At 38.3% G+C, this 25,369-nt stretch carries 22 protein-coding genes; 10 read left to right on the top strand and 12 right to left on the bottom strand.

Annotated elements, in window-relative coordinates:
* Positions 1-72: 72 nt before the first annotated feature.
* Both AC07VK_RS01615 and ispE read right to left on the bottom strand, forming a co-directional pair.
* Complete coding sequence (locus tag AC07VK_RS01615; RefSeq protein WP_492957871.1) at positions 73-489, bottom strand: OsmC family protein; 417 nt, start codon at positions 487-489, stop codon at positions 73-75.
* Between the two features lie 73 nt (positions 490-562).
* Positions 563-1,366 (bottom strand): 4-(cytidine 5'-diphospho)-2-C-methyl-D-erythritol kinase, encoded by an 804-nt coding sequence (gene ispE, locus AC07VK_RS01610; protein WP_492957869.1) that lies wholly within the window; start codon positions 1,364-1,366, stop codon positions 563-565.
* 240 nt (positions 1,367-1,606) lie between these two features.
* On the opposite strand from ispE, the gene AC07VK_RS01605 reads away from it, so the two are divergent.
* The 6 genes from AC07VK_RS01605 to AC07VK_RS01580 all read left to right on the top strand — a co-directional run bounded on the left by AC07VK_RS01605 (position 1,607) and on the right by AC07VK_RS01580 (position 9,620).
* Positions 1,607-2,401 carry a thymidylate synthase gene (locus AC07VK_RS01605; protein ID WP_492957867.1) on the top strand — a complete coding sequence of 265 codons (795 nt, stop codon included), beginning with the start codon at positions 1,607-1,609 and terminating at the stop codon, positions 2,399-2,401.
* A gap of 182 nt (positions 2,402-2,583) precedes the next feature.
* Positions 2,584-2,880 carry a four helix bundle protein gene (locus AC07VK_RS01600; RefSeq protein WP_494939774.1) on the top strand — a complete coding sequence of 99 codons (297 nt, stop codon included), beginning with the start codon at positions 2,584-2,586 and terminating at the stop codon, positions 2,878-2,880.
* A gap of 78 nt (positions 2,881-2,958) precedes the next feature.
* Positions 2,959-3,468, top strand: a complete 510-nt coding sequence (locus tag AC07VK_RS01595) for a dihydrofolate reductase (RefSeq protein ID WP_492957865.1) — start codon at positions 2,959-2,961, stop codon at positions 3,466-3,468.
* Between the two features lie 492 nt (positions 3,469-3,960).
* On the top strand, positions 3,961-6,945 hold the full coding sequence (secDF, locus tag AC07VK_RS01590) for a protein translocase subunit SecDF (protein ID WP_492957863.1): 2,985 nt from the start codon (positions 3,961-3,963) through the stop codon (positions 6,943-6,945).
* Between the two features lie 367 nt (positions 6,946-7,312).
* The gene (locus AC07VK_RS01585) at positions 7,313-8,647 is read left to right on the top strand and encodes an NAD(P)/FAD-dependent oxidoreductase (protein WP_492957861.1); all 1,335 of its coding nucleotides are present in this window, start codon (positions 7,313-7,315) and stop codon (positions 8,645-8,647) included.
* A gap of 112 nt (positions 8,648-8,759) precedes the next feature.
* On the top strand, positions 8,760-9,620 hold the full coding sequence (locus AC07VK_RS01580; RefSeq protein ID WP_492957859.1) for a hydroxymethylglutaryl-CoA lyase: 861 nt from the start codon (positions 8,760-8,762) through the stop codon (positions 9,618-9,620).
* Between the two features lie 184 nt (positions 9,621-9,804).
* Here AC07VK_RS01580 and AC07VK_RS01575 read toward each other — a convergent pair whose 3' ends face one another.
* From AC07VK_RS01575 to fbaA, 3 genes are all read right to left on the bottom strand, one after another.
* Positions 9,805-10,227: a GNAT family N-acetyltransferase gene (locus AC07VK_RS01575; protein ID WP_057933453.1), complete on the bottom strand. Its 423-nt coding sequence runs from the start codon at positions 10,225-10,227 to the stop codon at positions 9,805-9,807.
* Entirely contained in the window at positions 10,202-10,708 is a 507-nt protein-coding gene (locus tag AC07VK_RS01570) for a low affinity iron permease family protein (protein ID WP_492955811.1), read from the bottom strand. Before AC07VK_RS01570 ends, AC07VK_RS01575 begins: the two co-directional genes overlap by 26 nt.
* 140 nt (positions 10,709-10,848) lie before the next feature.
* Complete coding sequence (fbaA, locus tag AC07VK_RS01565; RefSeq protein WP_029276269.1) at positions 10,849-11,928, bottom strand: class II fructose-bisphosphate aldolase; 1,080 nt, start codon at positions 11,926-11,928, stop codon at positions 10,849-10,851.
* Positions 11,929-12,248: 320 nt separating this feature from the next.
* On the opposite strand from fbaA, the gene accD reads away from it, so the two are divergent.
* Both accD and AC07VK_RS01555 read left to right on the top strand, forming a co-directional pair.
* Positions 12,249-13,094, top strand: coding sequence for an acetyl-CoA carboxylase, carboxyltransferase subunit beta (gene accD / locus AC07VK_RS01560; protein WP_057933455.1), 846 nt, complete (start codon positions 12,249-12,251; stop codon positions 13,092-13,094).
* A gap of 305 nt (positions 13,095-13,399) precedes the next feature.
* Entirely contained in the window at positions 13,400-13,864 is a 465-nt protein-coding gene (locus AC07VK_RS01555; protein WP_492957857.1) for a YciI family protein, read from the top strand.
* Between the two features lie 216 nt (positions 13,865-14,080).
* Here AC07VK_RS01555 and AC07VK_RS01550 read toward each other — a convergent pair whose 3' ends face one another.
* Positions 14,081-14,605: a hypothetical protein gene (locus AC07VK_RS01550; RefSeq protein ID WP_492957855.1), complete on the bottom strand. Its 525-nt coding sequence runs from the start codon at positions 14,603-14,605 to the stop codon at positions 14,081-14,083.
* A 281-nt stretch (positions 14,606-14,886) separates the two neighbouring features.
* Here AC07VK_RS01550 and AC07VK_RS01545 point away from each other — a divergent pair, with 281 nt between their 5' ends.
* Positions 14,887-16,434 carry a M20/M25/M40 family metallo-hydrolase gene (locus tag AC07VK_RS01545; RefSeq protein ID WP_492957853.1) on the top strand — a complete coding sequence of 516 codons (1,548 nt, stop codon included), beginning with the start codon at positions 14,887-14,889 and terminating at the stop codon, positions 16,432-16,434.
* A 96-nt stretch (positions 16,435-16,530) separates the two neighbouring features.
* Positions 16,531-16,950 (top strand): hypothetical protein, encoded by a 420-nt coding sequence (locus tag AC07VK_RS01540; RefSeq protein WP_492957851.1) that lies wholly within the window; start codon positions 16,531-16,533, stop codon positions 16,948-16,950.
* Positions 16,951-17,418: 468 nt separating this feature from the next.
* Here AC07VK_RS01540 and AC07VK_RS01535 read toward each other — a convergent pair whose 3' ends face one another.
* The 6 genes from AC07VK_RS01535 to glmM all read right to left on the bottom strand — a co-directional run bounded on the left by AC07VK_RS01535 (position 17,419) and on the right by glmM (position 25,256).
* Entirely contained in the window at positions 17,419-18,423 is a 1,005-nt protein-coding gene (locus AC07VK_RS01535; RefSeq protein ID WP_057933529.1) for a cytochrome d ubiquinol oxidase subunit II, read from the bottom strand.
* Between the two features lie 99 nt (positions 18,424-18,522).
* The gene (locus tag AC07VK_RS01530) at positions 18,523-19,842 is read right to left on the bottom strand and encodes a cytochrome ubiquinol oxidase subunit I (protein WP_492957849.1); all 1,320 of its coding nucleotides are present in this window, start codon (positions 19,840-19,842) and stop codon (positions 18,523-18,525) included.
* A 275-nt stretch (positions 19,843-20,117) separates the two neighbouring features.
* Positions 20,118-21,017: an MBL fold metallo-hydrolase gene (locus AC07VK_RS01525; protein ID WP_492957847.1), complete on the bottom strand. Its 900-nt coding sequence runs from the start codon at positions 21,015-21,017 to the stop codon at positions 20,118-20,120.
* Between the two features lie 80 nt (positions 21,018-21,097).
* A complete protein-coding gene (locus AC07VK_RS01520) occupies positions 21,098-21,301 on the bottom strand; it encodes a hypothetical protein (RefSeq protein WP_131031784.1) in 204 nt (67 codons plus the stop codon).
* 1,288 nt (positions 21,302-22,589) lie between these two features.
* The gene (locus AC07VK_RS01515; protein WP_492955805.1) at positions 22,590-23,738 is read right to left on the bottom strand and encodes a cysteine desulfurase family protein; all 1,149 of its coding nucleotides are present in this window, start codon (positions 23,736-23,738) and stop codon (positions 22,590-22,592) included.
* A gap of 132 nt (positions 23,739-23,870) precedes the next feature.
* The gene (gene glmM, locus AC07VK_RS01510) at positions 23,871-25,256 is read right to left on the bottom strand and encodes a phosphoglucosamine mutase (protein WP_492955804.1); all 1,386 of its coding nucleotides are present in this window, start codon (positions 25,254-25,256) and stop codon (positions 23,871-23,873) included.
* Between the last annotated feature and the right edge of the window lie 113 nt (positions 25,257-25,369).

Genomic DNA, 25,369 nt, shown 5'->3' with positions numbered 1-25,369 from the left:
AGATTTGCTTCTCGATACTTGTTACTTGCTACTTGTTACTTTATACTTCTCTACTTTATCATCCCTACCTTCCTATTTGTTTATTTTGTAAGTAAAATTAATAGTTGCAGAGCGGCCTAAAATATTCGATACAGAACAATATTTATCGAAAGTCATGGCTAATGCCCGTTCTACTTTTTGAACGCTTAAATCGCCAAATAAATCGAAATGAATATCGATTACATCAAAAATCGGTGGCATTTCTTCCTCTTTTCTGGTAGCATTTATAGCAATTTTAATATCATCAAGTGGCTCCTTCTGCTTGGTTAATACATTTACCATATCAATACCGCTGCAGCCACCCAATCCAATCAGTAACATCTCCATCGGCCTGAAACCCTTTCCTTCGCCACCAATGGCAGCTTTTGCATCCAACTCAACGGTAAAACCGCTCTCGTTTTCTGCTTCAAAATTAAATTTACCGCTCTTGCGAATTAGATTTATGTTCATATTAATCGTATAGAGTATTGAGTATCAGGAAACAAGACCTTAAGCCTTCTACCTTCTAACCCTCTACCTTAATTTAAATATTATAAAATACTAAGTTATTTTCTTCCAGTTCGGGCAATTTAACCGGATGGTCGAAAATTGCAAAAACCGACGAACCGCTGCCACTCATTAAAGCGAATGTTGCGCCTGCATCGTATAAACTGGTTTTTATTTGACGAATTTGGGGATACTTTGCGAATACCGATAGCTCGAAATCGTTGATAACCTTATTTTTCCATGTTGTTGGGCACAAATGTATGATTTCTTTTAACGATTGCAAAGGTTTTTGCGGTTTTACCTGTGCATAAGCATCGGCCGTACTCACGTGTACTGGCGGTTTTACCAAAACTTTAAACCAGGCTGACAAATCTATTTCACACTTTTCAAATTCATCACCTTTATTAAAAGCATAAACAGGTTTGTTCTCGATAAAAAAAGCACAGTCTGCCCCTAGCTTACGGGCGTAACCTTCCATCTTATCAACCGACATTCCTAAACTGAATTTCTCATTCAACAATTTAATCAGGAAAGCACAATCTGCCGATCCTCCACCCAAACCTGCACCCACAGGAATATTTTTCAGTAAATTGATCTGCTGCGCCGGAATATCATAATCATTTTTTACCAATTGATAGGCTTTAACACACAGGTTATCGTTCGCATCGCCAGGAATATCAATGCCATGGATTTTGCACGAAGTTTCTTCCGCATCGGTAATTTCGACCGAATCCCTAATATTGATCGGATAAAAAACCGTTTCGAGGTTATGGTAACCATCAGCACGTTTTTCGGTAATATTTAAACCAAGATTTATTTTTGCGTTTGGAAAAGATAACATTTTAGCGTGAGTCTGTAGTCAATAGTCTTGAGTCCATGGTTTAATAGTCAATAGTTAATGGCCATTAAAGTCATAACCCTCGGCACAAACATACAAATTTTCCGTAGGTCCCGGCTTCACACCGGGACTACTCGCGAAAATTACACACCCTGACTACACACAACCGATGTTAACAATTAAACATTAAAATGATTTACAACACCTGATAAATTTTAGATATTTGTAAATTATCAGAACAGTATGAAACAATATTTAGATTTAATGCAGCATGTGCTCGATCATGGCGCTCAAAAGCACGACCGTACCGGTACTGGAACCATAAGCGTTTTTGGTTACCAGATGCGCTTTAACCTTCAGGAAGGTTTTCCGATGGTGACGACAAAGAAACTGCACTTAAAATCTATTATACATGAGTTAATCTGGTTTTTAACCGGCGATACCAATATTAAATACTTAAAAGATAATGGCGTTCGTATTTGGGACGAATGGGCTGACGAAAACGGCAACTTGGGACCGGTTTATGGTTCGCAATGGAGAAGCTGGCCAACACCCGATGGGCAGTATATCGATCAGATTACCAATATCATCAATACGATAAAGAACAATCCCGATTCGCGGAGAATTATTGTTTCTGCATGGAACGTTGCTGAAATCGAAAATATGGCTTTACCCCCTTGTCATGCCTTTTTTCAATTCTATGTAGCTGATGGGAAGTTAAGCTGCCAGTTATATCAGCGCAGTGCCGATATTTTTTTGGGCGTACCTTTTAATATTGCATCTTATGCTTTACTAACCATGATGGTGGCGCAGGTATGCGGCTTAGAAGCCGGAGATTTTATCCATACGCTCGGTGACGCACATTTATACAATAACCATATCGAACAGGCCAACCTGCAATTAAGCCGTGAGCCTAAAGCATTGCCAACCATGAAAATCAATCCTGAGGTGAAGAGCATCTTCGATTTCAAATTTGAGGATTTTACTTTGGAGAATTACGAAGCGCATCCGCATATTAAAGGGATAGTGGCGGTGTAACATTTGTTCACTGATCATTAGCCATTGGTTCATTTGTTTGGATGCAGAATTGAATACCCCTATTTTTTTAGAAAATCATCCCTTTAATTTACTTAATCAAGAGAAATCATGAATTATAAATTAGAGGATTTAGAAGTCTATAACCTATCAGAGATAATTTCTGATAGAATCTGGATATCGTTATGGAATGGGATTATTTCGCCAGAGACACCATCGGAAAACAAATATGCAGAGCTGCAGATTCGATTAGCGCTAATATTGCTGAAGGATATGGCCGATACCACTATAAGGAGAACAAAAACTTTTGTTATTACAGCCGGGGTTCAATTTTAGAGGTAAAATCATTTCTTCGGAAATCAAAAAACAGAAATTTGATATCTGAAGATTGTTATTCAGAACTTTATATGGAATTGCAAACAATCCATTTAAAACTGAATGCTTATATAAAATATATTGGAAAAAATTTAAACAAGTTTTAACTTGTCGACGCATGTGGGGATCATACTTAGAAATTATGCCCTAATGCACTTTACAGTGCACTAATAAACAAATGACTAATGACTAATGAACTAGAAAGCCCTTCGCTTTCAATAGCCGTAGCTGTAGGTGAGAACTTCGCAATAGGTAAAAACAACCAGCTTTTATGGCACATGCCGGCCGATTTAAAGTTTTTTAAACAAACTACATCGGAGCATACCGTAGTAATGGGCCGCAAAACATTTGATTCTGTAGGCAGACCATTACCAAACCGCAGGAATATTGTAATTACCAGAGATCCGGATTTAAAAATTGAAGGCGCTGAAGTAGTAAACAGTTTGGATGAAGCTTTAGCCATTACCCAAACGGAAGATAAGCCCGTATTTATTGTAGGTGGAGCTGAAATTTACAGACAAGCCTTACCAAAAACAAAAACACTTTATTTAACCACCATCCACCACGATTTTGATGCAGATACTTTTTTCCCTGAAATTGACCGGAACGAATGGAAATTAATAAGCAGCGAAGCCCATAAAGCCGACGAAAAGAATAAATACGATTATACTTTTGAGGTTTTAGAAAGGATTTAGCAACGAAGATACCTTTTTCTTGGGTCGTCACCCTGTCCCGAAGTTTCGGGGATCAGGGTCTATCTTGCAAGAAAGACGCTGACCACAAAGTAGCTATTAGACCTTTAATACTATAAAAACTGCTAATAAAATAAATTCAGCATGACGGTCATTTTAGTGAATTGAACTGAGGAGACTATTATTGCTAGTTTAATAGCACTTCTTCCCTTGCCAGCTAAACCCGATATACGTGGATGCCCCCGATTTTTCTATCGGGGCAGAAACATTAGCGGGACCGAACCAGAGCCAAAAGTGCTGCACCTGCTTTCCCAATCATGATCGTATCAAAATGCAAGTATTTAGTAAAACGATTAGCAGACAAAAAATGAGATTATTGCCCGATAAAAATTAATGTTAATAAATTATCAATTAAGGGGTTCTATAATTTAAAAATTTAATTAGATTTGCCGACTTGTTAAAAAACAGCGAAAGACAAATTATTTTAAACAAACAATGCAAGGAAAAGGTTTTATTAAGTTTATAGCGATAGTATTGGCTATCGTTTGTGCGTACGCACTTTCTTTTACTTTGGTAGCATCCAAGGTGGAAAAAGACGCAAAAAACGCTGCGAAGGGTGATTTGGCCAAAGAAAAGGCTTACTTAGATTCGATGAGTACCGTGAAAGTTTATCCAGTAGTTGGATTTACTTATCAAGAGGTAAAAGCGAAAGAGATTAATTTGGGTTTAGACTTAAAAGGCGGAATGAACGTAACGATGGAGATATCGTTAGCAGAGTTGGTAAAATCATTAGCGGGCAACCCTACTGATGCTAACTTTAACAAAGCAGTTCAGAACGCACAGATCCAGTTAAATGCCGGTGGTAAAGATTACATCAAAATTTTTGTTGATGAATTCGAAAAATTAAGCCCTGGAGTAAAACTTGCAGATTATTTTTCTAACCAGGATAACGCATCTCAGTTAAAACCTAACGCAAGCAATAGCGATGTTGAATCTTTCTTGGAAAAAGAAGCTACTAGTGCGATCGATCGTTCATTTACAGTTCTACGTTCACGTATTGATGGTTTCGGTGTTGTTAGTCCGAACATGCAAAAACAAGAAGGCAGCAACCGGATCTTAATCGAAATGCCAGGTGTACAAGATAAAGAGCGTATTGCTAAACTTTTACAGGGTTCTGCCGAATTGCAGTTCTGGCAAGTATACCAGGTACAAGAAGTTGCACCATTGTTAGAAAACATTAATAAAATTTTAGCTGCAACATTAAAAGCTGATGCGCCTGCAACTAAAGATACAACGGCTGCTCCGGCTGCTGGCGGCAAATTAGCTGGTTTAGAAAAAGCTGCTGCTAAAGACACTACAGCTAAAGGTGGCAAACTTGCTGGTTTAGGTAAAAAAGATTCGAGTGCGGTTAAAGCTGAATTGATTAAATCTAACCCATTATATGCTGTTCTTAACCTTCCTATTTACCAAGGCGAAAACGGACAACAACAATTAATGCCTGGTGCAGTTGTTGGTATGTCGTTACAAAAAGATACTGCAAAGGTTAATGCTTATTTAAAACTTCCTGAAGTTGCTGCATCTATTCCATCTACGATGAAATTTATGTGGAGTGTTAAACCTAGAGAAGGTTCGAAAATTTTCGAATTATATGCAATTAAAGTGGTTAGTGCTGATGGCAAACCAGATTTAGGTGGTGAGGCAATCAGCGATTCGCGTGCAGATTTTGATCAAAAAGGTAAACCGGAAGTAACCATGTACATGACCAGCGAAGGTTCTGCTAAATGGAAAAAAATTACTGCTGAAGCTGCTGCTGATCCAAACAACAAAAAATCTATTGCCATTGTATTAGATAACCAGGTTTATTCTGCTCCTACCGTACAGAATGAAATTGCTGGTGGTGTTTCATCAATTACCGGTAACTTTACCCAAGCCGATACTAAAGATTTATCTAACATCTTAAAAGCTGGTAAATTACCTGCTCCTGCACGTATTGCAGGTAGCTATGTAGTTGGTCCAACTTTAGGTGCACAAGCGATTCACGATGGTTTAATTTCATTCGTAATTGCCTTTATCGTAATCTTAATCTTCATGGCGTTGTATTATCACCGTGCAGGTTGGGTTGCTAACTTTGCATTGTTAATCAACTTGTTCTTCATCATTGGTATCCTGGTATCACTTGGTGCAGTATTAACCTTACCTGGTATTGCTGGTATCGTATTAACCATTGGTTTATCGGTAGATGCAAACATCCTTATTTTTGAGCGTGTACGTGAAGAGCTTGCCCATGGCAAAAATACGGCTAATGCAATTAAAGAAGGTTTTAAACATGCAATGCCTTCAATTATCGACTCGAACGTTACCTTATTTATTTTAGGTGCTATCCTGTACGTTTTCGGTAGCGGTCCGGTTCAAGGTTTCGCAACTACATTATGTATCGGTATCCTTTCTTCATTATTTGCAGCTGTAGCCATTTCGAGAGTAGTTTTCGAATCGTTATTAAACCGCAAAATCGATGTAAGTTTCGATAACAGCATCACCCGTAACGCATTTAAAAACATCAGTTTCAACTTCGTTGGCCGTCGTAAAATTTACTACGTAATCTCTACCATCATTATTATTGCTGGTATTGGTATGTATTTCAAAAATGGCGGATTAAACTTAGGTGTAGATTTTAAAGGAGGTAGAACTTATTTAGTTCACTTCGATAAAGCAGTTAACACTGAAGATTTAAAAGCTAAGTTAAACCCGGTTTTCGGTAACGAAACGCCTGAAGTTAAAACTGCAGGTGAAGATAGCCAGGTAAAAATTACCACTACTTTCCACATCGAAGATCAGGACATTAAAACTGATAAAGTTGTAGAAGATGCTTTAAACAAAGGTTTAGCAGGTTCTAAATATGAAATTGTAAGCTCGCAAAAAGTTACGCCTATCATTGCAAGTGATATCGTAAACGGCGCTTTCTACGCAGTATTGATCTCATGTTTATTCATGTTTATCTATATCGTAGTACGGTTCAAAAAATGGCAGTATGGTTTAGGTGCGGTAATCGCATTGTTCCATGATGTGTTAATGGTATTATCTTTCTATACTATTTTAGATGGTATTATGCCGTTCTCATTAGAAATCGGTCAGGATTTCATTGCAGCAATTTTAACGGTAATGGGTTACACCATGACAGAGACAGTTGTTGTATTCGACCGTATCCGTGAAAAATTAAAAGAATCTGGTAAAGAAGATTTACATGGTGAAGAGCGTAACAACTTAATCAACTTCGCGTTAAACAGTACATTAAGTCGTACTATCTTAACGTCATTAACCGTATTCTTCGTGTTATTGGTAATCTTTATTTTCGGTGGCGATAGCATCCGCGGATTTATCTTCGCCTTGTTAATCGGTCGTATCATCGGTACATATTCATCATTATGTATCTCTACTCCTATCGTAATCGATTTGGGTAGCTCAGCCGAGAAGAAAAAGTAAGAGATTAATTTCTTAAAATATATAAGCGCTCCGATGTATCGGGGCGCTTTTTTTTGTGCCTTTTTTTTACCACGAAGGCACAAAGAACACAAAGTTGTTTGCTATATTTTTTGATTTTTGAAAAGCAGTACCTGTAGCTCTTCGGTTCCGAAAGCCCTGCTGTTCGTTTTATCCCGATGAAGAATCGGGATGCGCACTACCATCAGGTTTAATTAACTTAAAATAGTGCAGCAAAACCTAAAAAACTCTGCTTCGTCATACCAGCGTTATATCTTTATTATTAAGCAAGAATAACTGCCAAAACCTCATTTCCTAAACCTTTTGGCCATCTTTTTGTTACATTAGCAATAGATAAACGGATACGAAAATGGATTTACAACTTCCTAAAAGCGAATACCCTAGAGTAGTTATAGTTGGCGGTGGATTTGGAGGAATTGAGTTAGCTAAACGTTTAAAAAACAAACCCTTTCAGGTGGTTATGCTCGATAAACATAACTATCATACTTTCCAGCCCTTACTTTATCAGGTAGCTACAGGAGGTTTAGAAGCCGATTCGATCGCTTTCCCACTACGCAAGATTTTTAAAGGACAAAAGAACCTTATTTTTCGCGTAACAAAAGTTACCGAAGTTAACGCAGCAGAAAACTGTTTACAGACTGATATCGGCAGAATTAATTACGATTATCTTGTTATTGCTACAGGTTCTACCAGTAACTTTTTTGGCAATAAAGAAATTGAAGCCAACTCCATGCCAATGAAATCCATCCCAGAGGCGCTGGATTTAAGAAGTTTGATTTTACAAAATTTCGAAAAATCGCTGATTGAAAAAGATGTAGATAAAAAGAGTGCCTTATTAAACTTTGTGGTAGTTGGCGGCGGTCCTACAGGGGTTGAGACCTCTGGGGCTATTGCAGAGCTTAAAAAACATGTTATTCCGAACGATTATCCTGAAATGGATTTTAGCAAGGTAAATATTTACCTGATCGAAAATTCGCCGGAATTATTAGGGGTGATGTCGCCACAGGCACAGCAAAAAGCCAAAGATTTCCTTACCGATATGGGCGTTACGATCATGAACGAAACCAGGGTATTGGGTTATGATGGCCATACGCTTACCTTACAGGATAAAGCACCGATTTTAAGCGCTACGGTAATTTGGAGTGCAGGTGTTAAGGGGCAAGTTTTAGCTGGTTTAGATAAAGCCGAAGTGGTAAGAGGCGGCAGATTGAAAACTGACACGCAGAATTTAGTGGTGGGTTATCAAAATGTATATGCCATTGGCGATGTTGCCGCTATTATTGATGAAGAAACACCAAATGGCCATCCTGGAGTTGCTCCTGCTGCCATCCAACAGGGACACCACCTGGCTAAAAACCTGATCAACATCAAAGAAAATAAACCTTTGGAGAAATTTAAATACTTTGATAAAGGCTCTATGGCTACAGTAGGGAGAAACAAAGCCGTTGTAGATATTGGCAAAATCCGTTTTCAAGGGGTTTTCGCATGGTTTACCTGGATGTTTGTGCATTTAATGACATTGGTAGGCTTCAGAAACAAGATTATTGTTTTCGTAAACTGGGTTTGGAGTTATTTCAGTTATGATAGAGGAACCCGTTTAATTATCAGAACCTTTGCAAAAGATCGAAGTGTAGATTATAGAGACGAAGTACCAGCCATAAAAGAAGAAGTTAAGGTTTCTTAGTCTTTAGTCTTTAGTCTTTAGTCTTTAAGGTAACTTTGATGATAAAAATTTGTTTCCTGTTTCTTCTTTTCTTTGCGAAAAACTTTACGCATTTTGCGGTTAAACCAAAAACATGAGCCAAAACAACTTCAAATTAGTAGAATGTCCACGCGATGCCATGCAAGGACTACACGATTTTGTTCCAACCGGACTTAAGGCCGAATATTTGAATCTTTTGCTTCAGGTAGGTTTCGATACGCTCGATTTTGGAAGTTTTGTATCGCCTAAAGCCATTCCACAAATGGCCGATACCGCCGAAGTTTTAGCACAATTGGATTTAAGCAACACTTCTACCAAACTCTTGGCCATTGTAGCCAATTTAAGGGGGGTAGAAAGCGCTGTAAAGCATCAGGCCATTGATTACCTTGGTTTCCCTTTTTCGATCTCAGAAACCTTCCAGCAGCGTAATACCAATTCGAGCATAGCACAATCATTAAATACGGTAGAAGAAATGCTTTCTCTTTGTGCTAAAAATAATAAAAAAGCGGTTGTTTACCTATCAATGGGTTTTGGCAATCCTTATGGCGATGAATGGAATTATGAAATCGTAGAAAAATGGGCTGATGTACTGGTGAGTAAAGGTGTAGAGATTTTGTCGCTGGCCGATACTGTAGGTGTTTCCACAGCAGAAAAGATAGAAAGTATATTACCTAAACTGATTTCGAGGTTTAACACTATTGAAATTGGTATTCATTTACACTCCACTCCTGCTGAGCGTTTCGAAAAGATAGAAGCTGCTTATCGTTCAGGGGTAAAACGTATAGATTCGGCATTAAAAGGTTTTGGAGGCTGCCCAATGGCTGCAGATGACCTCACAGGCAACATTGCTACCGAAGATGTAATTGGCTATTTGACTGCTAAGGGAGAAAATCTCAACCTTGATATGGATAAATGGAATGAGGCCACGGTTTTATCAGGGAAGATATTTAGGTAAATTTCTATTTGGCGCCTAGGCCGTCATTTCGAGCGGAGTGAAACGCAGTCGAGAAATCTGTATCTAAAGATTTCTCCATTTCGCTGCGCTTCAGTCGAAATGACGATATGTCTAGTTTCGTGCCTCGCAATGACGAAATATGGAGTTGAGTTGTGAGTTTTGCATTCCCCGTGGCTAACCATCTTTAAACCTTCTTCACCATCTTAAAATGCTGTATCCCAGCTTCCTCAAATTGCTCCCCCTCTGCTACAAAACCAAATTTAGCGTACAAACTCATGGCATCTAACTGCGAGTTCAGGTAAATATAATGTGCATCTTCTGGCAGGTCAGATAAAGCCTCGGCAATTAGTGCACGACCTACCCCCTGTCCTCTAAAATCTTTTAAAACCGCGAAACGTTCCAGCTTATAACCATTATCCGTTTTACGCCATCTGCAGGCACCGCAAGGTTGTCCGTTATTTGTTGCCAGAAAATGTGTAGATTCATCTTCATGTTCCCACTCCAATTCCGGTGGACAGTTCTGTTCGTCTACAAATACAATCTTACGGATCGCAAATACTTTATCTAAATCTTCGGGATGGTTAACTTTTTGAACGTGCAGACTCATTATCGTGGTGTTTAAAGTGTTTATTCAATTTTAATTTCGATTCATTTAATGCCTCAGCAACATCAATTGAATGCGAACAATGAATATCGGCCTCTTTTTTGGCAAGTGTGGCAATCGTAACGTAAAATTTATGTAACTGATCCAGTTCTTTTTCGCTCAAATCTTCAATATCTACCATCCGGTTGCTTGCACCCTGTTGCGCAGCAATCAATTCATTCAATTTTAACTGAATGGCCTTGCCATCTTTATTCTGTGCTTTCTGGATCAAAAAAACCATCAAAAAGGTGATAATCGTTGTGCCCGTGTTTATTACCAATTGCCAGGTTTCAGAATAATTGAAAAGTGGCCCTGTTACTGCCCAAATCACTACGATTGCCGTTGCCGCTATAAATGCAACAGAGCTGCCTGTAAATTTGGTTGCCGCATTGGCAAATTTCTCGAAAAAATTATTTCTTTTGGTATCGTTTTTAGATTTTGCCATTACAATTTGTTTGCTTAAATATAACCATAAAACAAACAAAAGCGCCATAAGTTTTTAACCTCATGGCGCTTTTGCCTAATTATCGAGTGATTGATTTTTGAATGATTGAATGTAAATCCAATCTTCAAAACCAATCGAACTTATAACTTATCGTTAACGTTGATACAGTTTAGATCTTCGAAAGCAGTAGTTAAACGTTTCACAAAAGTTTCTTCACCTTTACGTAACCAAACGCGTGGATCGTAATATTTTTTATTTGGTTTATCATCGCCATCAGGATTACCAATCTGACCTTGAAGATAAGCTTCATTCTTTTTGTAATATTCTAAAATACCTTCCCAAAATGCCCATTGCATATCAGTATCGATATTCATTTTAATTGCACCATAAGAAATTGCTTCTCTGATTTCTTCCTGAGTTGAACCAGAACCACCGTGAAATACGAAGTTGATTGGTTTCTCTGCAGTTAAGCTGAATTTTTCTTTGATAAAATCCTGAGAATTTTTCAAAATTACCGGTTGCAATTTTACGTTACCCGGTTTATAAACACCGTGCACGTTACCAAAAGCGGCAGCAACAGTAAAGCGAGGAGAAACTTTGCTTAATTCTTCGTAAGCATAAGCCACTTCGCTAGGCTGAGTATATAATTTAGAGCTGTCTACATCGCTGTTATCAACACCATCTTCTTCACCACCTGTAACACCAAGTTCGATTTCGATAGTCATGTTCATTTTAGCCATGCGCGCTAAGTATTTAGCAGAAATTTCCATGTTTTCTTCAATCGACTCTTCCGATAAATCCAACATATGAGATGAAAACAAGGGTTTTCCAGTTTCAGCGAAGAATTTTTCACCGTGGTCTAAAAGTCCATCAATCCAAGGCAATAATTTTTTAGCGGCGTGGTCGGTATGTAAAACCACAGCAACACCATAATGCTCTGCCAATAAATGTACATGTTTAGCTGCCGATACAGCACCTAAAATACATGCTTGCAATTTCTCATTATCTAAAGATTTGCCTGCATAAAACTGCGCACCTCCATTAGATAATTGAATCATAACAGGCGAATTTACTGCCTTAGCAGTTTCCAATACCGCATTAACCGTATTTGTACCGGTTACGTTAACTGCTGGTAAAGCAAACTGATGTTTTTTAGCCTGCTCAAACAATTCTTGAACGGCATCTCCGTAAATTACGCCTTTGTAGCCTTTTAAACTCATTTCTTGTTAATTTTATTAAGTCCGAAGTTATAAAAAAAAATAACATTCCAAGCTTTTCTAACAACAGAATTATTTGCCTAACAGCAAAATAAGGCCTATTTAGTGTAAAAATCACATTATCCTTAGTGTAAAAAAGACACACTTAACTTTACAATTAGCAGTTAGCAGTAGCCAGAACCAAGTTTTCAATTACCTACCCAACGCTTGAATTATTGCCAATCGACTATCAACCAACTCACCATTGACTATTTTTACAGCTAATAAGGGTCGACTTTATTTTATTTTTCGTTTCTTTGCAATCCAATTCTTCAAAAAATTATATGGCTTGGTTTAAGAGAGAAAAAAAAGGTATCATCACCACAACAGAAGAGAAAAAAGAAGCACCAGATGGTTTGTGGAATAAATGTCCAAATTGTAAAAAACCGCTACATCAGGCAGAACTTCAGGAAAACAAATACGTTTGTCATTACTGCGATTACCACCTGAGAGTAGGCTCAAAAGAATATTTCGAGGTTTTATTTGATAATAACGAGTTTAAAGAACTGTTTCCTAACTTAACATCGGGCGACCCTTTAAATTTTAACGATAACAAACCTTACACCGATAGAATTAAAGAAAGCCAGGCTAAAACAGGCCTGAAAGACGCTATCCGTGCCGGTGTTGGTAAAATCGAAGGGCAAGACCTCGTAATTGCCTGTATGGATTTTGCTTTTATCGGCGGTTCGATGGGTTCAGTTGTGGGCGAAAAAATTGCAAGATCGATCGATTACAGCATTAAACATAAAGTTCCGTTCCTGATGATCTCAAAATCAGGTGGTGCACGTATGATGGAAGCCGCGTTTTCATTAATGCAAATGGCCAAAACATCAGCCAAACTCGCCTTATTAGGTCAGGCTAAAGTTCCATACATCTCTTTATTAACCGATCCAACTACCGGTGGTGTAACTGCATCATACGCGATGTTGGGCGATATTAATATTGCAGAACCAGGTGCACTGATCGGTTTTGCTGGTCCGCGGGTAATTAAAGAAACCATTAAAAAAGATTTACCAAAAGGTTTCCAAACTTCAGAATTCGTTCTTGAACACGGTTTCCTCGATTTCATTGTCGATAGAAGAGCCATGAAAGCTAAATTAGGCGCTTTTATTAAAATGATGAACAACTAGTTGGTTAAATAATTCATTAGCCATTTGTTCATTAGTGCAATCGACCAATAAACGAATGAACAAATGAACTACAATAAGAAAAGCAGGGCTTGAATGACTTCGGTTAATTCAGCCCTGCTTTTTGCTTCTCCCGATTTTACATCGGTACCGCGGCAATCAGTTTTAATTAACATGGGCCAGTGGCTCTTTTGAGGGGTTTTCCTAGCGAGTGCTACAACCACCCCGCCCGGCGGGCACCCCTCCAAAGGAGGGGAATAAATAATCACAATTTTTCTTATTTTTAAACTAACCAAACCATAAACTAAATGAAAAAATTATTCCTATTCATCTCCCTGATCACCGTTATGCTCGCTACACAAGCACAGGAGAAAAAAGCTAAAGCCCCTTATGATGAAGCATTAGCTAAAAAGCTCGGTGCCGATAACTACGGCATGAAAATGTATGTGCTGGTTATGCTGAAATCGGGTACGAATACCACAGAAACCAAAGCCAAAACAGACAGCTTATTTGCCGGGCATATGGCAAACATGGGTAAAATGGTCGAAGCACAAAAACTCGTAATTGCTGGCCCAATGGGCAAAAACGATAAAAATTACCGTGGTATTTTCGTTTTAAATACAAAATCGATCGAAGAGGCAAAACAACTACTCGAAAGCGATCCGGCCATAAAAGCTAAATTACTGGAACCAGAATTATACAATTGGTATGGTTCTGCAGCACTAGCTGAGTATTTGCCGTTTCATGATAAGATCCAGAAGAGTAGTTTTTAGGATTGTTTGCCACGGAAGCACTGAAGGCACGGAGAAGTTAACATAGTGAGGTCAGATGCTACCATCTGACCTTTCATTTTATTGAATCATTCACTATTTAACTATTTTCTTCCTTCCAAGCTTGATGGCTCACTAACCTCACTCAGTCCTTATCTCAACTATATCCTATGCCCTTGTAGTGAGGTCGGATGTTACCATCTGACCTTTTTAGTTTAGTCAGTTTTTGTGCTGTTTTTTCACTACATTAAAAGAACCTGCATCCCACATCAAATCTTCATTAAATTTAGGCACCATTTTGTGCACTTGAGTCGGAGTTTTATCTCCCGTAGTGATAAATTTCCACGTTTTACCTTGATCAGCACTGATGGCAAGTAATGTTGTCCTTAAAATCATTAACCCATCATCACCACTGCTTTTATTTTCCACGGAAATAGCACAATGAAGTTCTTTTCCCGCATGATAAACTTTTGAGATACCTATTATTTTTTGACTAACCGTTTTTATATTAATAAGTTTACTATGTTCATCGTTAGATTTTAACAGCATTACAAACTTATTTCTACCACCTCTATATTTAATTTCTGTAGGGTATAAAAAATTGACATAGTTTTCATAATCTTTTTTTAGATAATTATCTATCATCAATTGTGCTGTATGCTTGGCATTTGCAATAACATTCTGTTGAGAGAAGGAAAACTGTCCAACTAGGAGCAGCAATAGTAAAGAGACCGTTTTTTTCATCTTTTATAAATTTGCTTAAAGTATGGAAATATAGGTGAAAAAAATATATTAATATAATTAAGAAATTCTCTTCAAAGCTTAATGGCTCACCAACCTCAATCCTTATTTCAAGTATAAATCCTTAACCTATGCCCTTACGAACCGAGGACAAAAGATTGCCACGGCGATGAAAAATCGCCTCGCAATGACGATCTTATTTACTGCAACATTTCCATTAACATCCTTCAACCCTACTCCTTATTTCATAAATTAGCTTATCAAATAATCAACCCTAACTAATTATGAATAAAAAACTACTATTTTCTGCGCTATTGCTATGCACTTCAACCTGCATATTCGCGCAAGACAAAAAAATAATCGACAATATTGTTAAAGAAGTGAACGAAAATTCTCAATTGGAGAAACTTGCTCACGAACTTTTAGATGTTGTTGGACCTCGTTTAGTTGGTTCACCACAAATGAAACAAGCCAACGACTGGGCCGTAAAAAAATATACGGATTGGGGTATTTCTGCAAAAAATGAAAAATGGGGCGAATGGGTTGGCTGGGAAAGGGGCATTACACACATCGATTTAATAAGTCCACGGGTTAGAACCTTAGAAGGTACGCAATTGGCCTGGAGTCCTTCTACAAATGGTAAAACCATTAATGCAGAAGCGATTATTCTCCCAGAAATTACAGATTCGGTAGCTTTTCAAAAATGGTTGCCAAATGTAAAAGGTAAAATCGTATTGATTTCGATGAACCAACTATCTGGCCGACCAGAAAAAAACTGGGAAGAATTTGCCACAAAAGATTTATTCGAAAAGTTTAAAAAAGAAAAAGCCGACGCCGCTAAAGCATGGGCAGCCAGCATAGCCAAAACTGGTTTAACAGCAAAAACACTTCCTATAGCGATAGAAAATGCAGGTGCAGTAGCGGTGGTGATCAATAACTGGTCGCAAGGTTTTGGCGTAGATAAAATTTTTGGCGCAAATACTAAAAAAGTCCCAACTTTAGATTTATCTGTTGAAGATTACGGCCTGGTTTACCGCCTTGCGCTGAACGGTGATAAACCTAAACTAAGAATCGAAGCAGATGCTAAGAAATTAGGCGTAGTACCTACTTTTAATACCATAGCCGAAATTAAAGGCACGCAGAAACCAAACGAATATGTGATGCTTTCTGCACATTTCGATTCGTGGGATGGCGCAAGCGGCGCTACCGATAATGGTTCTGGTACCATTTTAATGATGGAAGCCATGCGCATCCTAAAAAAAATCTATCCTAACCCTAAACGTACCATTTTGGTTGGCCATTGGGGAAGTGAAGAACAGGGCTTAAATGGATCGAGGGCTTTTGTAGAAGATCATCCGGAAATTGTAAATAATCTTCAGGCTTTATTTAACCAGGATAACGGTACAGGCCGGGTGGTGAATATTGGCGGACAAGGCTTTGCTAAATCGAAAGACTACATTACCCGTTGGTTGGCTGCAGTACCAGATACCATTAAAAACCAGATCAAAACCAATTTCCCGGGGTCGCCTGGTGCAGGAGGTTCTGATTTTGCTTCTTTTGTTGCCGCCGGAGCATTGGGTTACTCGTTAAGTTCTACCAGCTGGGATTATGGCACTTATACCTGGCACACCAACCGCGACAGTTACGATAAGTTGGTTTTCGACGAAATTAGAAGCAATGTGATTTTAGCCGCCATTATGGTTTATATGGCCTGCGAAGATCCGGAGAAAACCTCGAACGAAAAAGCGACAGATTTACCTGTAAACGAACGTACCGGAAAGCCAGCAACCTGGCCTGTACAAACCAAATCGAATAGAAAAGGTGGTTTGTAGCTAAAGATTTCGAATACATTTTATAAGAGCATTTGGAAACAGGTGCTCTTTTTTTATATATTGAATTTTATTAAACTAACGCAAAATCTAATCATAATGCTTTTCAAAAAATTATTCGGCAAAAGAGAATACGCTAGAATTGACAATACAAACCTGCAGAATTACCACAATAAAGATAAATACTTTGTAAGGCTGAAGCCATGGGATTGGCTAAGTGAAAAGGAAATTTATGTCGCATCCATATTAAATGATAAACCTACGATGATAACAATGCATTTTTGGTCGCAGGAGATTTATTTGAACGCTAACGGTCAGATTACGGTAACGGAACTCTTTTCTATTGCCGAAAAACAATATTTGGATTGTCGGATGGATGTACCAAAAGGTTTAGACTTGGCACTCATAGATTCGTTGGAAGGTTTAGAGAACGAATTAAAGATAATTGAATTTAGGGATGAAAGAACTGAATTGCCTATAGATTTACAAATACCCATGTCGAAACAGATAAAAGACTAATCAAACAACAATCCATTTGTCTCATGAATAATTATTCAGGTCTAATTAATTTATTCCTTAGCGGATTAATCTGTATTACCTTAATTGCGACCTTGGGTGCATCGGCCTCCAGGAAATTCAATTTTAAATACACCTATCTAGGTATGTTATCTTTTGCCATATACATTGGTATTGGCTATCTCCTATCTAGTTGGCATTTCGAATCAATAATTATTTTAGCTATATGCGCACTTTTAGGCTTATATGACAGTACAATAGGACTAAAACTATCAATCAGATTTAAGGCTAATTCAGAAAACATCAATATTATCAAATATAGCACTAGGTTGATGATATCAATGATATCAGCAGCAATAGTTTTAGGTTCATTTGGATGCTGTATATATAGATTTTCGACGTTTTTATCACAGCAATTTTAAACACAATGCTTCCCTCCCAACTAATAACTCTTGGCTCCAAACTTATTATTTATTCCTCTTTCTTCTGGAACTTATAAAACAGATACCCCAAAAAAGGCAGAATCAATACACTCCCCAATAAAAGTGCTAAACCTAAACTATAAATGGTTTTTTCAGGCCCTGCAGTTTCAAGAAGGGAGATTGCATCACCATTTTTTAAACGGATAAAGTTTGGAAAGTGGGCATAACTAATGGCCAAAAGGATCATCGTCACCTGGAAGCCAGCTAAAATGCGTAAAACTTTTGTTTTACCTTTAATTAGCAGGTACCATAACAACACAAGAGATAAACTGGCCAAAATAATGGCCGATAAACCAACATTGCTCTTAAAAACCCAATCAGTCAGGGGAATTTTATCCCTTTGAGCAGCAATAAAAACCATCGCCCCGAAAACTACGGCAGCCACATTCATAAATTCGGCCTTTTTAATAAAACGGCGTTTATCATGCGCTTCTTTTGTTTCACCAATAAGATAAATCGCAGCAAGAAAACCACAAAGAGAGACCGTAAACATGCCTACAGCAACAGAAAACCAGTTCAGCCAGCCCGAAATATAGGCGGTATAAAAATCGTTAGCCTGCGTATCGATATGGCCTGAAATTAAGCTTCCGGCAATAATGCCAAGGAACAACGCCGTTACAAAACTCGAATACCTGAATATGCGGTTATAAAACCACTGCATATCATCTTTAACGGCATCGTAATGGCGAAATACAAAGGCGGTACCCCGTGCAATAATTCCGATGAGCATAATCGCCAATGGAATATGCAGATAAACCGACATGGTGGTATAAATATGCGGGAAACCCACGAAAAGGATTACAATGGCAATAATCAGCCACATGTGGTTAGCCTCCCAAACCGGACCAATGGCCTGATACATGGTTTTACGGGTTTTACTTCTGTTTTTTGTTGAAGTAAACAGTTCAATAATCCCTGCACCAAAATCAGCCCCACCCAATAAAAAGTAGAGCAGAATGGCCATGCATAAAAATGTAATTACAACTTGTTCCATCATTTATTTTTTTGCCACAGATTTACACAGATTTTAACAATTCGACTGCAAGTCTCAAGCCTTCATCCGTGTTCATCCTTTTTATCTGTGGTTAATTAATTATTTTCTTTCTGGTTTGTTATAGAGTACTGGCACCATTTTAATCTGACGGTAAAGCAAAAACGTTACAATAATGCTTAGAGAGACGTAAATGGCCGAGAAGATATAAAACGAGTAAGCAATACCCGGCATCGGTGTAACGGCATCCTTAGTGCGCATAATGCCATAAATAATCCATGGCTGTCTACCAACCTCCGTAACTACCCAGCCGGCCTCTAAAGCGATGTAACCAAGCGGAATGGCCACAACAAATAATTTCAGCAGCCAGCGTTTCTCGGTTAAGGGTTTCTTTTTAAATAAAATGAAGAAATAAGTTAAGGATACTAAAAGGAGCAGCGTACCAATCCCAACCATAATCTGGAAAGCATAATGGGTGATGGCTACCGGAGGATGCTCGTTTTCGGGAATCTGATCTAAACCCTTTACTTCAGCTTTGAAATCGCCATGGGCCAGAAAACTTAAAGCGCCAGGGATTTCGATTGCACCTTTTACCGTTTTATCTTTTTCATTCACAATGCCGCCGATTAATAGTGGAGCAGGTTTTTCAGTTTTGTACAATGCCTCCATTGCAGCAAGTTTAGCAGGTTGCCTTTTGGCTACATCTTTTGCCGAAATATCACCACTTAAAGGCTGCAATAATGCGCCAATGCAAGCAAATATGGCTGCTATTTTAAAAGCTTTCAAGTGAAATGCTGCATTACGGTTTCTCAGGATCATTAAAGCATGTACACCTGCCACAGCAAAGCCCGTAGCGGTAAATGCGGCTAAACACATGTGTAAAGCCTGACTAAACCATGCTTTATTGAACATGGCCTGTATGGGATCGATATTCAGGTATTGCCCGTTCACAAAATCAAAACCCGCCGGGCTGTTCATCCAGGCATTTGCGGCAACAACCAGTATTCCGGACGCTAAACCACTCACCCCTACAACCATCCCGGTAAACCAATGGAACCATTTATTTAACTTATTCCAGCCATACAAGAAAAAGCCAAGGGCTATCGCTTCGATAAAAAAGGCTGTTCCCTCTAGCGAAAAAGGCATCCCGAATATTGGCCCGGCATGATCCATAAATTTTGGCCAAAGTAATCCTAATTCGAAAGATAACATGGTACCCGATACCGCACCGGTAGCAAAAAATATGGCTACACCTTTACTCCAGGCTTTAGTCAGATTTTTATATACCTCGTCGTTCGTTTTAAGCCATTTATAATGCGATACGGCCATAAAGAAAGGCATAACCATGCCAATACAGGAAAAAATGATGTGAAAGCCTAACGATAAGGCCATTTGGGAACGGGCTGCTATAAAATCATCCATGAGCTGTAGATTTTGAATTGTAACAAATATAGTTGTTAAACACTAAAGCCTACGGTAATTCAATGACGTTGAAAGGATTATTTTAAATATAGAACGTTTATAAATTGAAAAAAGATTTGGAGTGCTGTATTACAGGAACGATAAATTTTTAATCAGAATGAACCAATACCGTCATTTCGAGCGAAGCGCAACGTAGTCGAGAAATCTGTAAAGACAGATCTCTCCATTCCGCTGCACTTCAGTCGAGATGACGACTTTTCTTATGGAATATGAGGTTAAACTCCCTTCAATTCATCATAAGCAGCGCTTAGGCTTCTTTCAATACCTTCTCCCTTCCATTCGGGTGCATTTGGGATTGTAGTCGTTTTTAAAATATCTTCTTTGCTTTTACCTGCTTTGATTTCTCCACTCACAAAAGTTAAAAGGTTCTGCAGGTAATTTTGAAAGGCTTTAACATCTGCTTTGTTTCCGGTTACTTTTTCAGGATCTAAGCTGTGTCCCCAGATAAACAGGGTATCATTATCAAACTGAGCCAAAATTTTATCCAATGCCGTGATCCAATTGCCGATGTGTGCGCCGTTTTCCCGATCGATGTAAGGAAACTTACGGTTGAATACCAAATCGCCTACATGCGCAATATTTGCATGCTCAAAATGATAAACTGCATCGCCATTGGTATGACCAGAGCCATAATAGTAAGCTTTTATGTTTTCGTCTCCTACTTTTGCGGTCCATTTTGTTCCAAAAGTAGTATCAGGCAGTAACTGTTTGTCTAAATTATTTGCTTTTTCTGCGGCTCTTTTCTGATTCACTAAGGAATTTTGATGTGCTACAACTTTTTCGGCCAATCCCTTAAAGGAAATATTGCCCGCGGTATGATCGCCATGATGATGGGTATTAATCAGGTATTTGAAAGGTTTTTCGCCCAGTTTTTTTAATTCTTCGATCACATGAGGTGCTGAGGTTGGGAACTGGGCATCTACTACCACAAAACCATTACTCGAATTTAACCAGCCTATCGTACCGCCCTGTTCGGTAAATATCCCCACATTATTGCGCAATGGTTTAAAGTTGTAAGCACGCATTAGCGCTTGCTGTGCAAAAACATCTGTTTTATAAATTGAAAGCAAGGCCATGGCCAATGCCGAGTTTTTGATAAAATTTCTTCTTTCCATTTTGGGATTTAGCTAAAAAACCACAGCAATTGCTGTGGTTTAAATTTAATCATTTTGTTCGTAAATTATATTGCGAACAATTATATTCCTGAGCCCGGTGTTGGTCCGGGTTCGTGACCTGGCCCTAGTGGATTATTCTTTCGTTTATCCTCTTTGTTAAAAAGATTAGTGGTTATTTTCGATGATTTATTTTCATCTAAAGAATCATGATCTCTCACATCTTCTACTTTTTTATCTAGCAAATCGTTCTCAACAACTTTACCTTTTTCCTTATTTGTTTCCATAGTACTGTAAATTGATGTATTAAAGAAACAAGTGAAAAATAAGATTGTTTTTGCTTAGTTGTTTTGGGAATGGGTTTATTGGCACCAAATTTCCATGTTTGGTGACTCACCAAACAAATACCTTCTCTAGTCTTAGCGTCTCGCTAAGACCTTTCAATTAATCTTGTTTTTATGTTTCAATAGCAAAAACTAAAGTCTTAGCGAGACGCTAAGACCAGGTGCTGACAAAACGAGAAAAACATTCAGTGTCTTTCGTGTTTCCGTGGCAAAAAACTTAACTTAAAAGTCCACGTTTAATACCTCATCAAGTACAGCATAATCTTAATGGTTGTTGCGTCTTCAACCAAAGCATTATCTCATCACACAAAGAAGTAATTCGCCTCTCCTTAGAAAAGCCGTTAGCATTAATTAAACAATGTTTACCTTTCGCAATTACAACATTGCTCCGGGAAGTTTTCCTAATTCGTGAATGCAGCCGAAAGAATGAAATCTTCTTTTGTGGATTTTGTTGAAATGGTTTGAAGATTCAAACGAAAATGGATTAAGGATAAACTTGTAAATGTGTTTCCTTTCTTCATTTAATTTTTCTTCCTGCTTCGCGTTCTCTAGGTTTTGATTGTTTTGGCTCTTTTCCATGACGATATAGATTATTGAAAACATGGCTAGTTTTCAGGGTTAACAATTTTAATCAGCATGCTTTTTTAAGCTGCAAAATGCATTAGTAAAAAAGCTATTTAAAATTTGCTTAACCTTATACCACGGGGAATTTGATAAGGTTTCGTTCTGGAACTACATTAAAATGGCGTGGATTGCCTTTATCTTAATTAAATATAAGCTTTATTTTTGAGTTTTGCAAGAGGTTTTTATTAGCTTAATAGTTAATTGCAAATTATTTTAAAATTGATTGTTTATTGGAAATCAGTCACAGTGGTATTTAGGCAGGTACAGTCCTGCTCTTCACTTTATCCCGATAGAATCGGGATGCTCGTTCCGATCAGGTTTAGGTGGCACAGTCTGCAGTACTATTTGAGGCTGCAGGGTGCAGAATAGATCAGGCACCATGCCATTAAACCCTCAATAGCAGCACTGGCCTCAGTTTGTAAACCTGATTGAAATGGAAAACCCGCAGCCCGATTTTCATCGGGCTAGGATTTGAAATGGAAAGCAGGACTAACCTCAAAATGAAATGCTGCCTTTGCTTTCCAAAAAAAATAGACTTCAAACTATGTTTATTGCACAAAAAAAGTCCCGATTCTCACCGGGACTCTCCTATTTGGTTAATGATATTTTAAGCTAAAGCATTTTGCTTTACTAACATTTTAACTTTTTCTATTACATAATCTAACTCTTCTTTTGTAGTGTATTTGCTAAACGAAAAGCGCACCGAAGGACGGTTAGGATCGGCATTAATGCCATTTAATACATGCGAACCAATATTTGAACCGGAAGAGCAGGCACTGCCACCAGAAGCACAGATACCATTGATATCTAAATTAAACAACAACATATCGGCCATATCCATCTCAGGGAACGATACATTCAGTACCGTGTACAAACTTTTATCGGCATCGGTTTCGCCATTAAAAGCAATACCGGGGATTTCGGCAATTAACTGTGCTTTCAGATAATCTTTTAAGCCCTGGATATGGGCCTGATGCTGATCCATTTCTGCATAAGCAATTTCTAAGGCCTTAGCTAAACCCACAATACCATATACGTTTTCGGTACCACCACGCATATTACGCTCTTGCGCGCCACCATAAATCATCGGTGGAATTTTAATATTGCTGTTTACATATAAAAAACCAACGCCTTTAGGTCCGTGTAGCTTGTGCGCCGCGCAAACAATAAAATGTGCTTTAAGTTCGCGTACGTTATGCGGGTAATGGCCCATGGTTTGCACCGTATCGGCATGGTAAATGGCATTGTATTTCTCGCAGATATCGCCAACTTTAACCATATCGGTTAGGGTACCCAACTCGTTATTGGCATGCATTAGCGAAACAAAAGTACGTTCGTTATTTTGAAGCAGTTCTTCTAAATGCTTGTAATCGATATTCCCTTTTTCGTCAATATTAACAAAACTTAATTTATCGATCTCGCCATTTTTAAGCATCGTATTTAAAGTATGCTCAACGGCATGGTGTTCTATTTTCGAAGTAATGGCATGTTTTATGCCATAGGCAGCGATACCGCAACGGATAGCTGTATTATCAGCTTCTGTACCGCCGGAAGTAAAAAATACTTCGGATGGTGAGGCATTTAACAACCCGGAAACGGTTTTACGGGCTTTCTCTACCAGCGTTCTTACCTCACGGCCAAGTGCATGAATGGCAGATGGATTACCGAAATAGTTTTCCATCACGTTTGTCATTTCTGCGATTACTGCTGCATCTAAAGGCGTTGTGGCCGCATTATCTAAATAGACCCTTTTCATTTCTACGAATATTTAAAAGTTAGTATGTTGCAAAGATACCTTGCTAAGGGCATTCTCTGTTATAAATATTCAGGGTTTAATCGTTTTATTAAACCCTGAACAGGTATGCTTAATCCTGAAATCTTTTAGCGATTAAAGGTGTAAAATTTCTTTAATGTCAGAAATAATTTTGTTCGCCAAATTCTCGGCAATGGTTTCATTTTCTGCTTCACTGTAAATCCTGATGATCGGTTCAGTGTTCGAACGGCGCAAATGTACCCAAGTTTTATCAAATTCTATCTTCAAACCATCAATTGTACTGTATGGTTGATTTTTATACTTCTCTTCTACCTGTTTCAACAGATTATCGATATCCATTTCTGGTGTAAGGGTAATCTTGTTTTTAGAGATGTGGTATTGAGGGTAACTGCTTCTTAATACTGAAATTGATTTGCCAAATTTAGCTAAATGTGTTAAAAACAAAGCAATACCAACTAATGCATCTCTGCCATAATGCGATTCGGGATAGATAATCCCACCGTTGCCTTCACCACCAATAATGGCATTAGTAGCTTTCATTTTGTTTACTACATTCACTTCTCCTACTGCTGATGCATTGTATCCGGCTCCTGCTTTTTCGGTCACATCGCGTAATGCACGTGTTGATGAAAGGTTCGAAACTGTGTTTCCCGGTGTATTTTTCAATACATAATCGGCAACAGCTACCAAAGTATATTCTTCGCCAAACATGCTACCATCTTCGTTTACAAAACATAAACGGTCAACATCCGGATCAACTACAATACCTAAATCTGCATTTTGTTTCTGAACTTCTTTCGATATTTCAGTTAAGTTTTCAGGAAGTGGCTCAGGGTTGTGCGGAAAATGCCCGTCTGGTGTACAATATAATTCTACCACCCTGCTCACGCCCAAAGCTTTTAACAAAGCAGGGATAAAAATACCGCCAGTTGAATTTACGCAGTCGATTACAACTTTAAAATCGGCTTTTTTTATCGCCTCAACATCAACCAATGGTAATGCTAATACCTTATCGATGTGTTTTTGAAGGTAAGTATCGTTTTTAATTACTTTACCTAATTTATCTACATCAGCAAAATCAAAATCAGCGCTTTCTGCCAAATCTAAAACTTCTTTTCCGTCAGCATCGCTAATAAATTCGCCACTGGCATTTAGTAATTTTAAGGCATTCCACTGTTTAGGGTTGTGGCTCGCGGTTAAAATGATGCCGCCCCCCGCATTTTCGTCGGGTACGGCTACTTCTACAGTTGGTGTAGTAGACAAACCTAAATCGATCACCTCAATGCCTAAGCCTTGCAATGTTCCGATAACCAGGTTATTTACCATCTCACCCGAAATACGGGCATCGCGACCTAAAACTATTCTTTTATTGCCTGTTTTTTGTACCACCCAACTACCAAAGGCAGCTGTAAATTTCACAATATCAAATGGGGTTAAGCCGTCTCCAGCCCTTCCACCAATGGTTCCTCGTATTCCTGAAATTGATTTTATTAAAGTCACTGTATATAATTTAATTGAGGCTCAAAAATAAGAAAAAAAACAAGATAGCCGCTATTTAGGCGTGTTTGTGCACGTTAATTTACATTGCTTTTATATCTATTTTCACGATCAAT

This window comes from Pedobacter sp. GW821-FHT01D05, from assembly GCF_059422505.1.
This window is presented reverse-complemented; position numbering and strand designations above follow the sequence as displayed.

Bases quoted from the DNA above. Each gene is read 5' to 3' on its own strand.
- AC07VK_RS01615 (WP_492957871.1), bottom strand. From the start codon at position 489: ATGAACATAAATCTAATTCGCAAGAGCGGTAAATTTAATTTTGAAGCA.
- ispE (WP_492957869.1), bottom strand. From the start codon at position 1,366: ATGTTATCTTTTCCAAACGCAAAAATAAATCTTGGTTTAAATATTACC.
- AC07VK_RS01605 (WP_492957867.1), top strand. From the start codon at position 1,607: ATGAAACAATATTTAGATTTAATGCAGCATGTGCTCGATCATGGCGCT.
- AC07VK_RS01600 (WP_494939774.1), top strand. From the start codon at position 2,584: ATGGAATGGGATTATTTCGCCAGAGACACCATCGGAAAACAAATATGC.
- AC07VK_RS01595 (WP_492957865.1), top strand. From the start codon at position 2,959: ATGACTAATGAACTAGAAAGCCCTTCGCTTTCAATAGCCGTAGCTGTA.
- secDF (WP_492957863.1), top strand. From the start codon at position 3,961: ATGCAAGGAAAAGGTTTTATTAAGTTTATAGCGATAGTATTGGCTATC.
- AC07VK_RS01585 (WP_492957861.1), top strand. From the start codon at position 7,313: ATGGATTTACAACTTCCTAAAAGCGAATACCCTAGAGTAGTTATAGTT.
- AC07VK_RS01580 (WP_492957859.1), top strand. From the start codon at position 8,760: ATGAGCCAAAACAACTTCAAATTAGTAGAATGTCCACGCGATGCCATG.
- AC07VK_RS01575 (WP_057933453.1), bottom strand. From the start codon at position 10,227: ATGAGTCTGCACGTTCAAAAAGTTAACCATCCCGAAGATTTAGATAAA.
- AC07VK_RS01570 (WP_492955811.1), bottom strand. From the start codon at position 10,708: ATGGCAAAATCTAAAAACGATACCAAAAGAAATAATTTTTTCGAGAAA.
- fbaA (WP_029276269.1), bottom strand. From the start codon at position 11,928: ATGAGTTTAAAAGGCTACAAAGGCGTAATTTACGGAGATGCCGTTCAA.
- accD (WP_057933455.1), top strand. From the start codon at position 12,249: ATGGCTTGGTTTAAGAGAGAAAAAAAAGGTATCATCACCACAACAGAA.
- AC07VK_RS01555 (WP_492957857.1), top strand. From the start codon at position 13,400: ATGAAAAAATTATTCCTATTCATCTCCCTGATCACCGTTATGCTCGCT.
- AC07VK_RS01550 (WP_492957855.1), bottom strand. From the start codon at position 14,605: ATGAAAAAAACGGTCTCTTTACTATTGCTGCTCCTAGTTGGACAGTTT.
- AC07VK_RS01545 (WP_492957853.1), top strand. From the start codon at position 14,887: ATGAATAAAAAACTACTATTTTCTGCGCTATTGCTATGCACTTCAACC.
- AC07VK_RS01540 (WP_492957851.1), top strand. From the start codon at position 16,531: ATGCTTTTCAAAAAATTATTCGGCAAAAGAGAATACGCTAGAATTGAC.
- AC07VK_RS01535 (WP_057933529.1), bottom strand. From the start codon at position 18,423: ATGGAACAAGTTGTAATTACATTTTTATGCATGGCCATTCTGCTCTAC.
- AC07VK_RS01530 (WP_492957849.1), bottom strand. From the start codon at position 19,842: ATGGATGATTTTATAGCAGCCCGTTCCCAAATGGCCTTATCGTTAGGC.
- AC07VK_RS01525 (WP_492957847.1), bottom strand. From the start codon at position 21,017: ATGGAAAGAAGAAATTTTATCAAAAACTCGGCATTGGCCATGGCCTTG.
- AC07VK_RS01520 (WP_131031784.1), bottom strand. From the start codon at position 21,301: ATGGAAACAAATAAGGAAAAAGGTAAAGTTGTTGAGAACGATTTGCTA.
- AC07VK_RS01515 (WP_492955805.1), bottom strand. From the start codon at position 23,738: ATGAAAAGGGTCTATTTAGATAATGCGGCCACAACGCCTTTAGATGCA.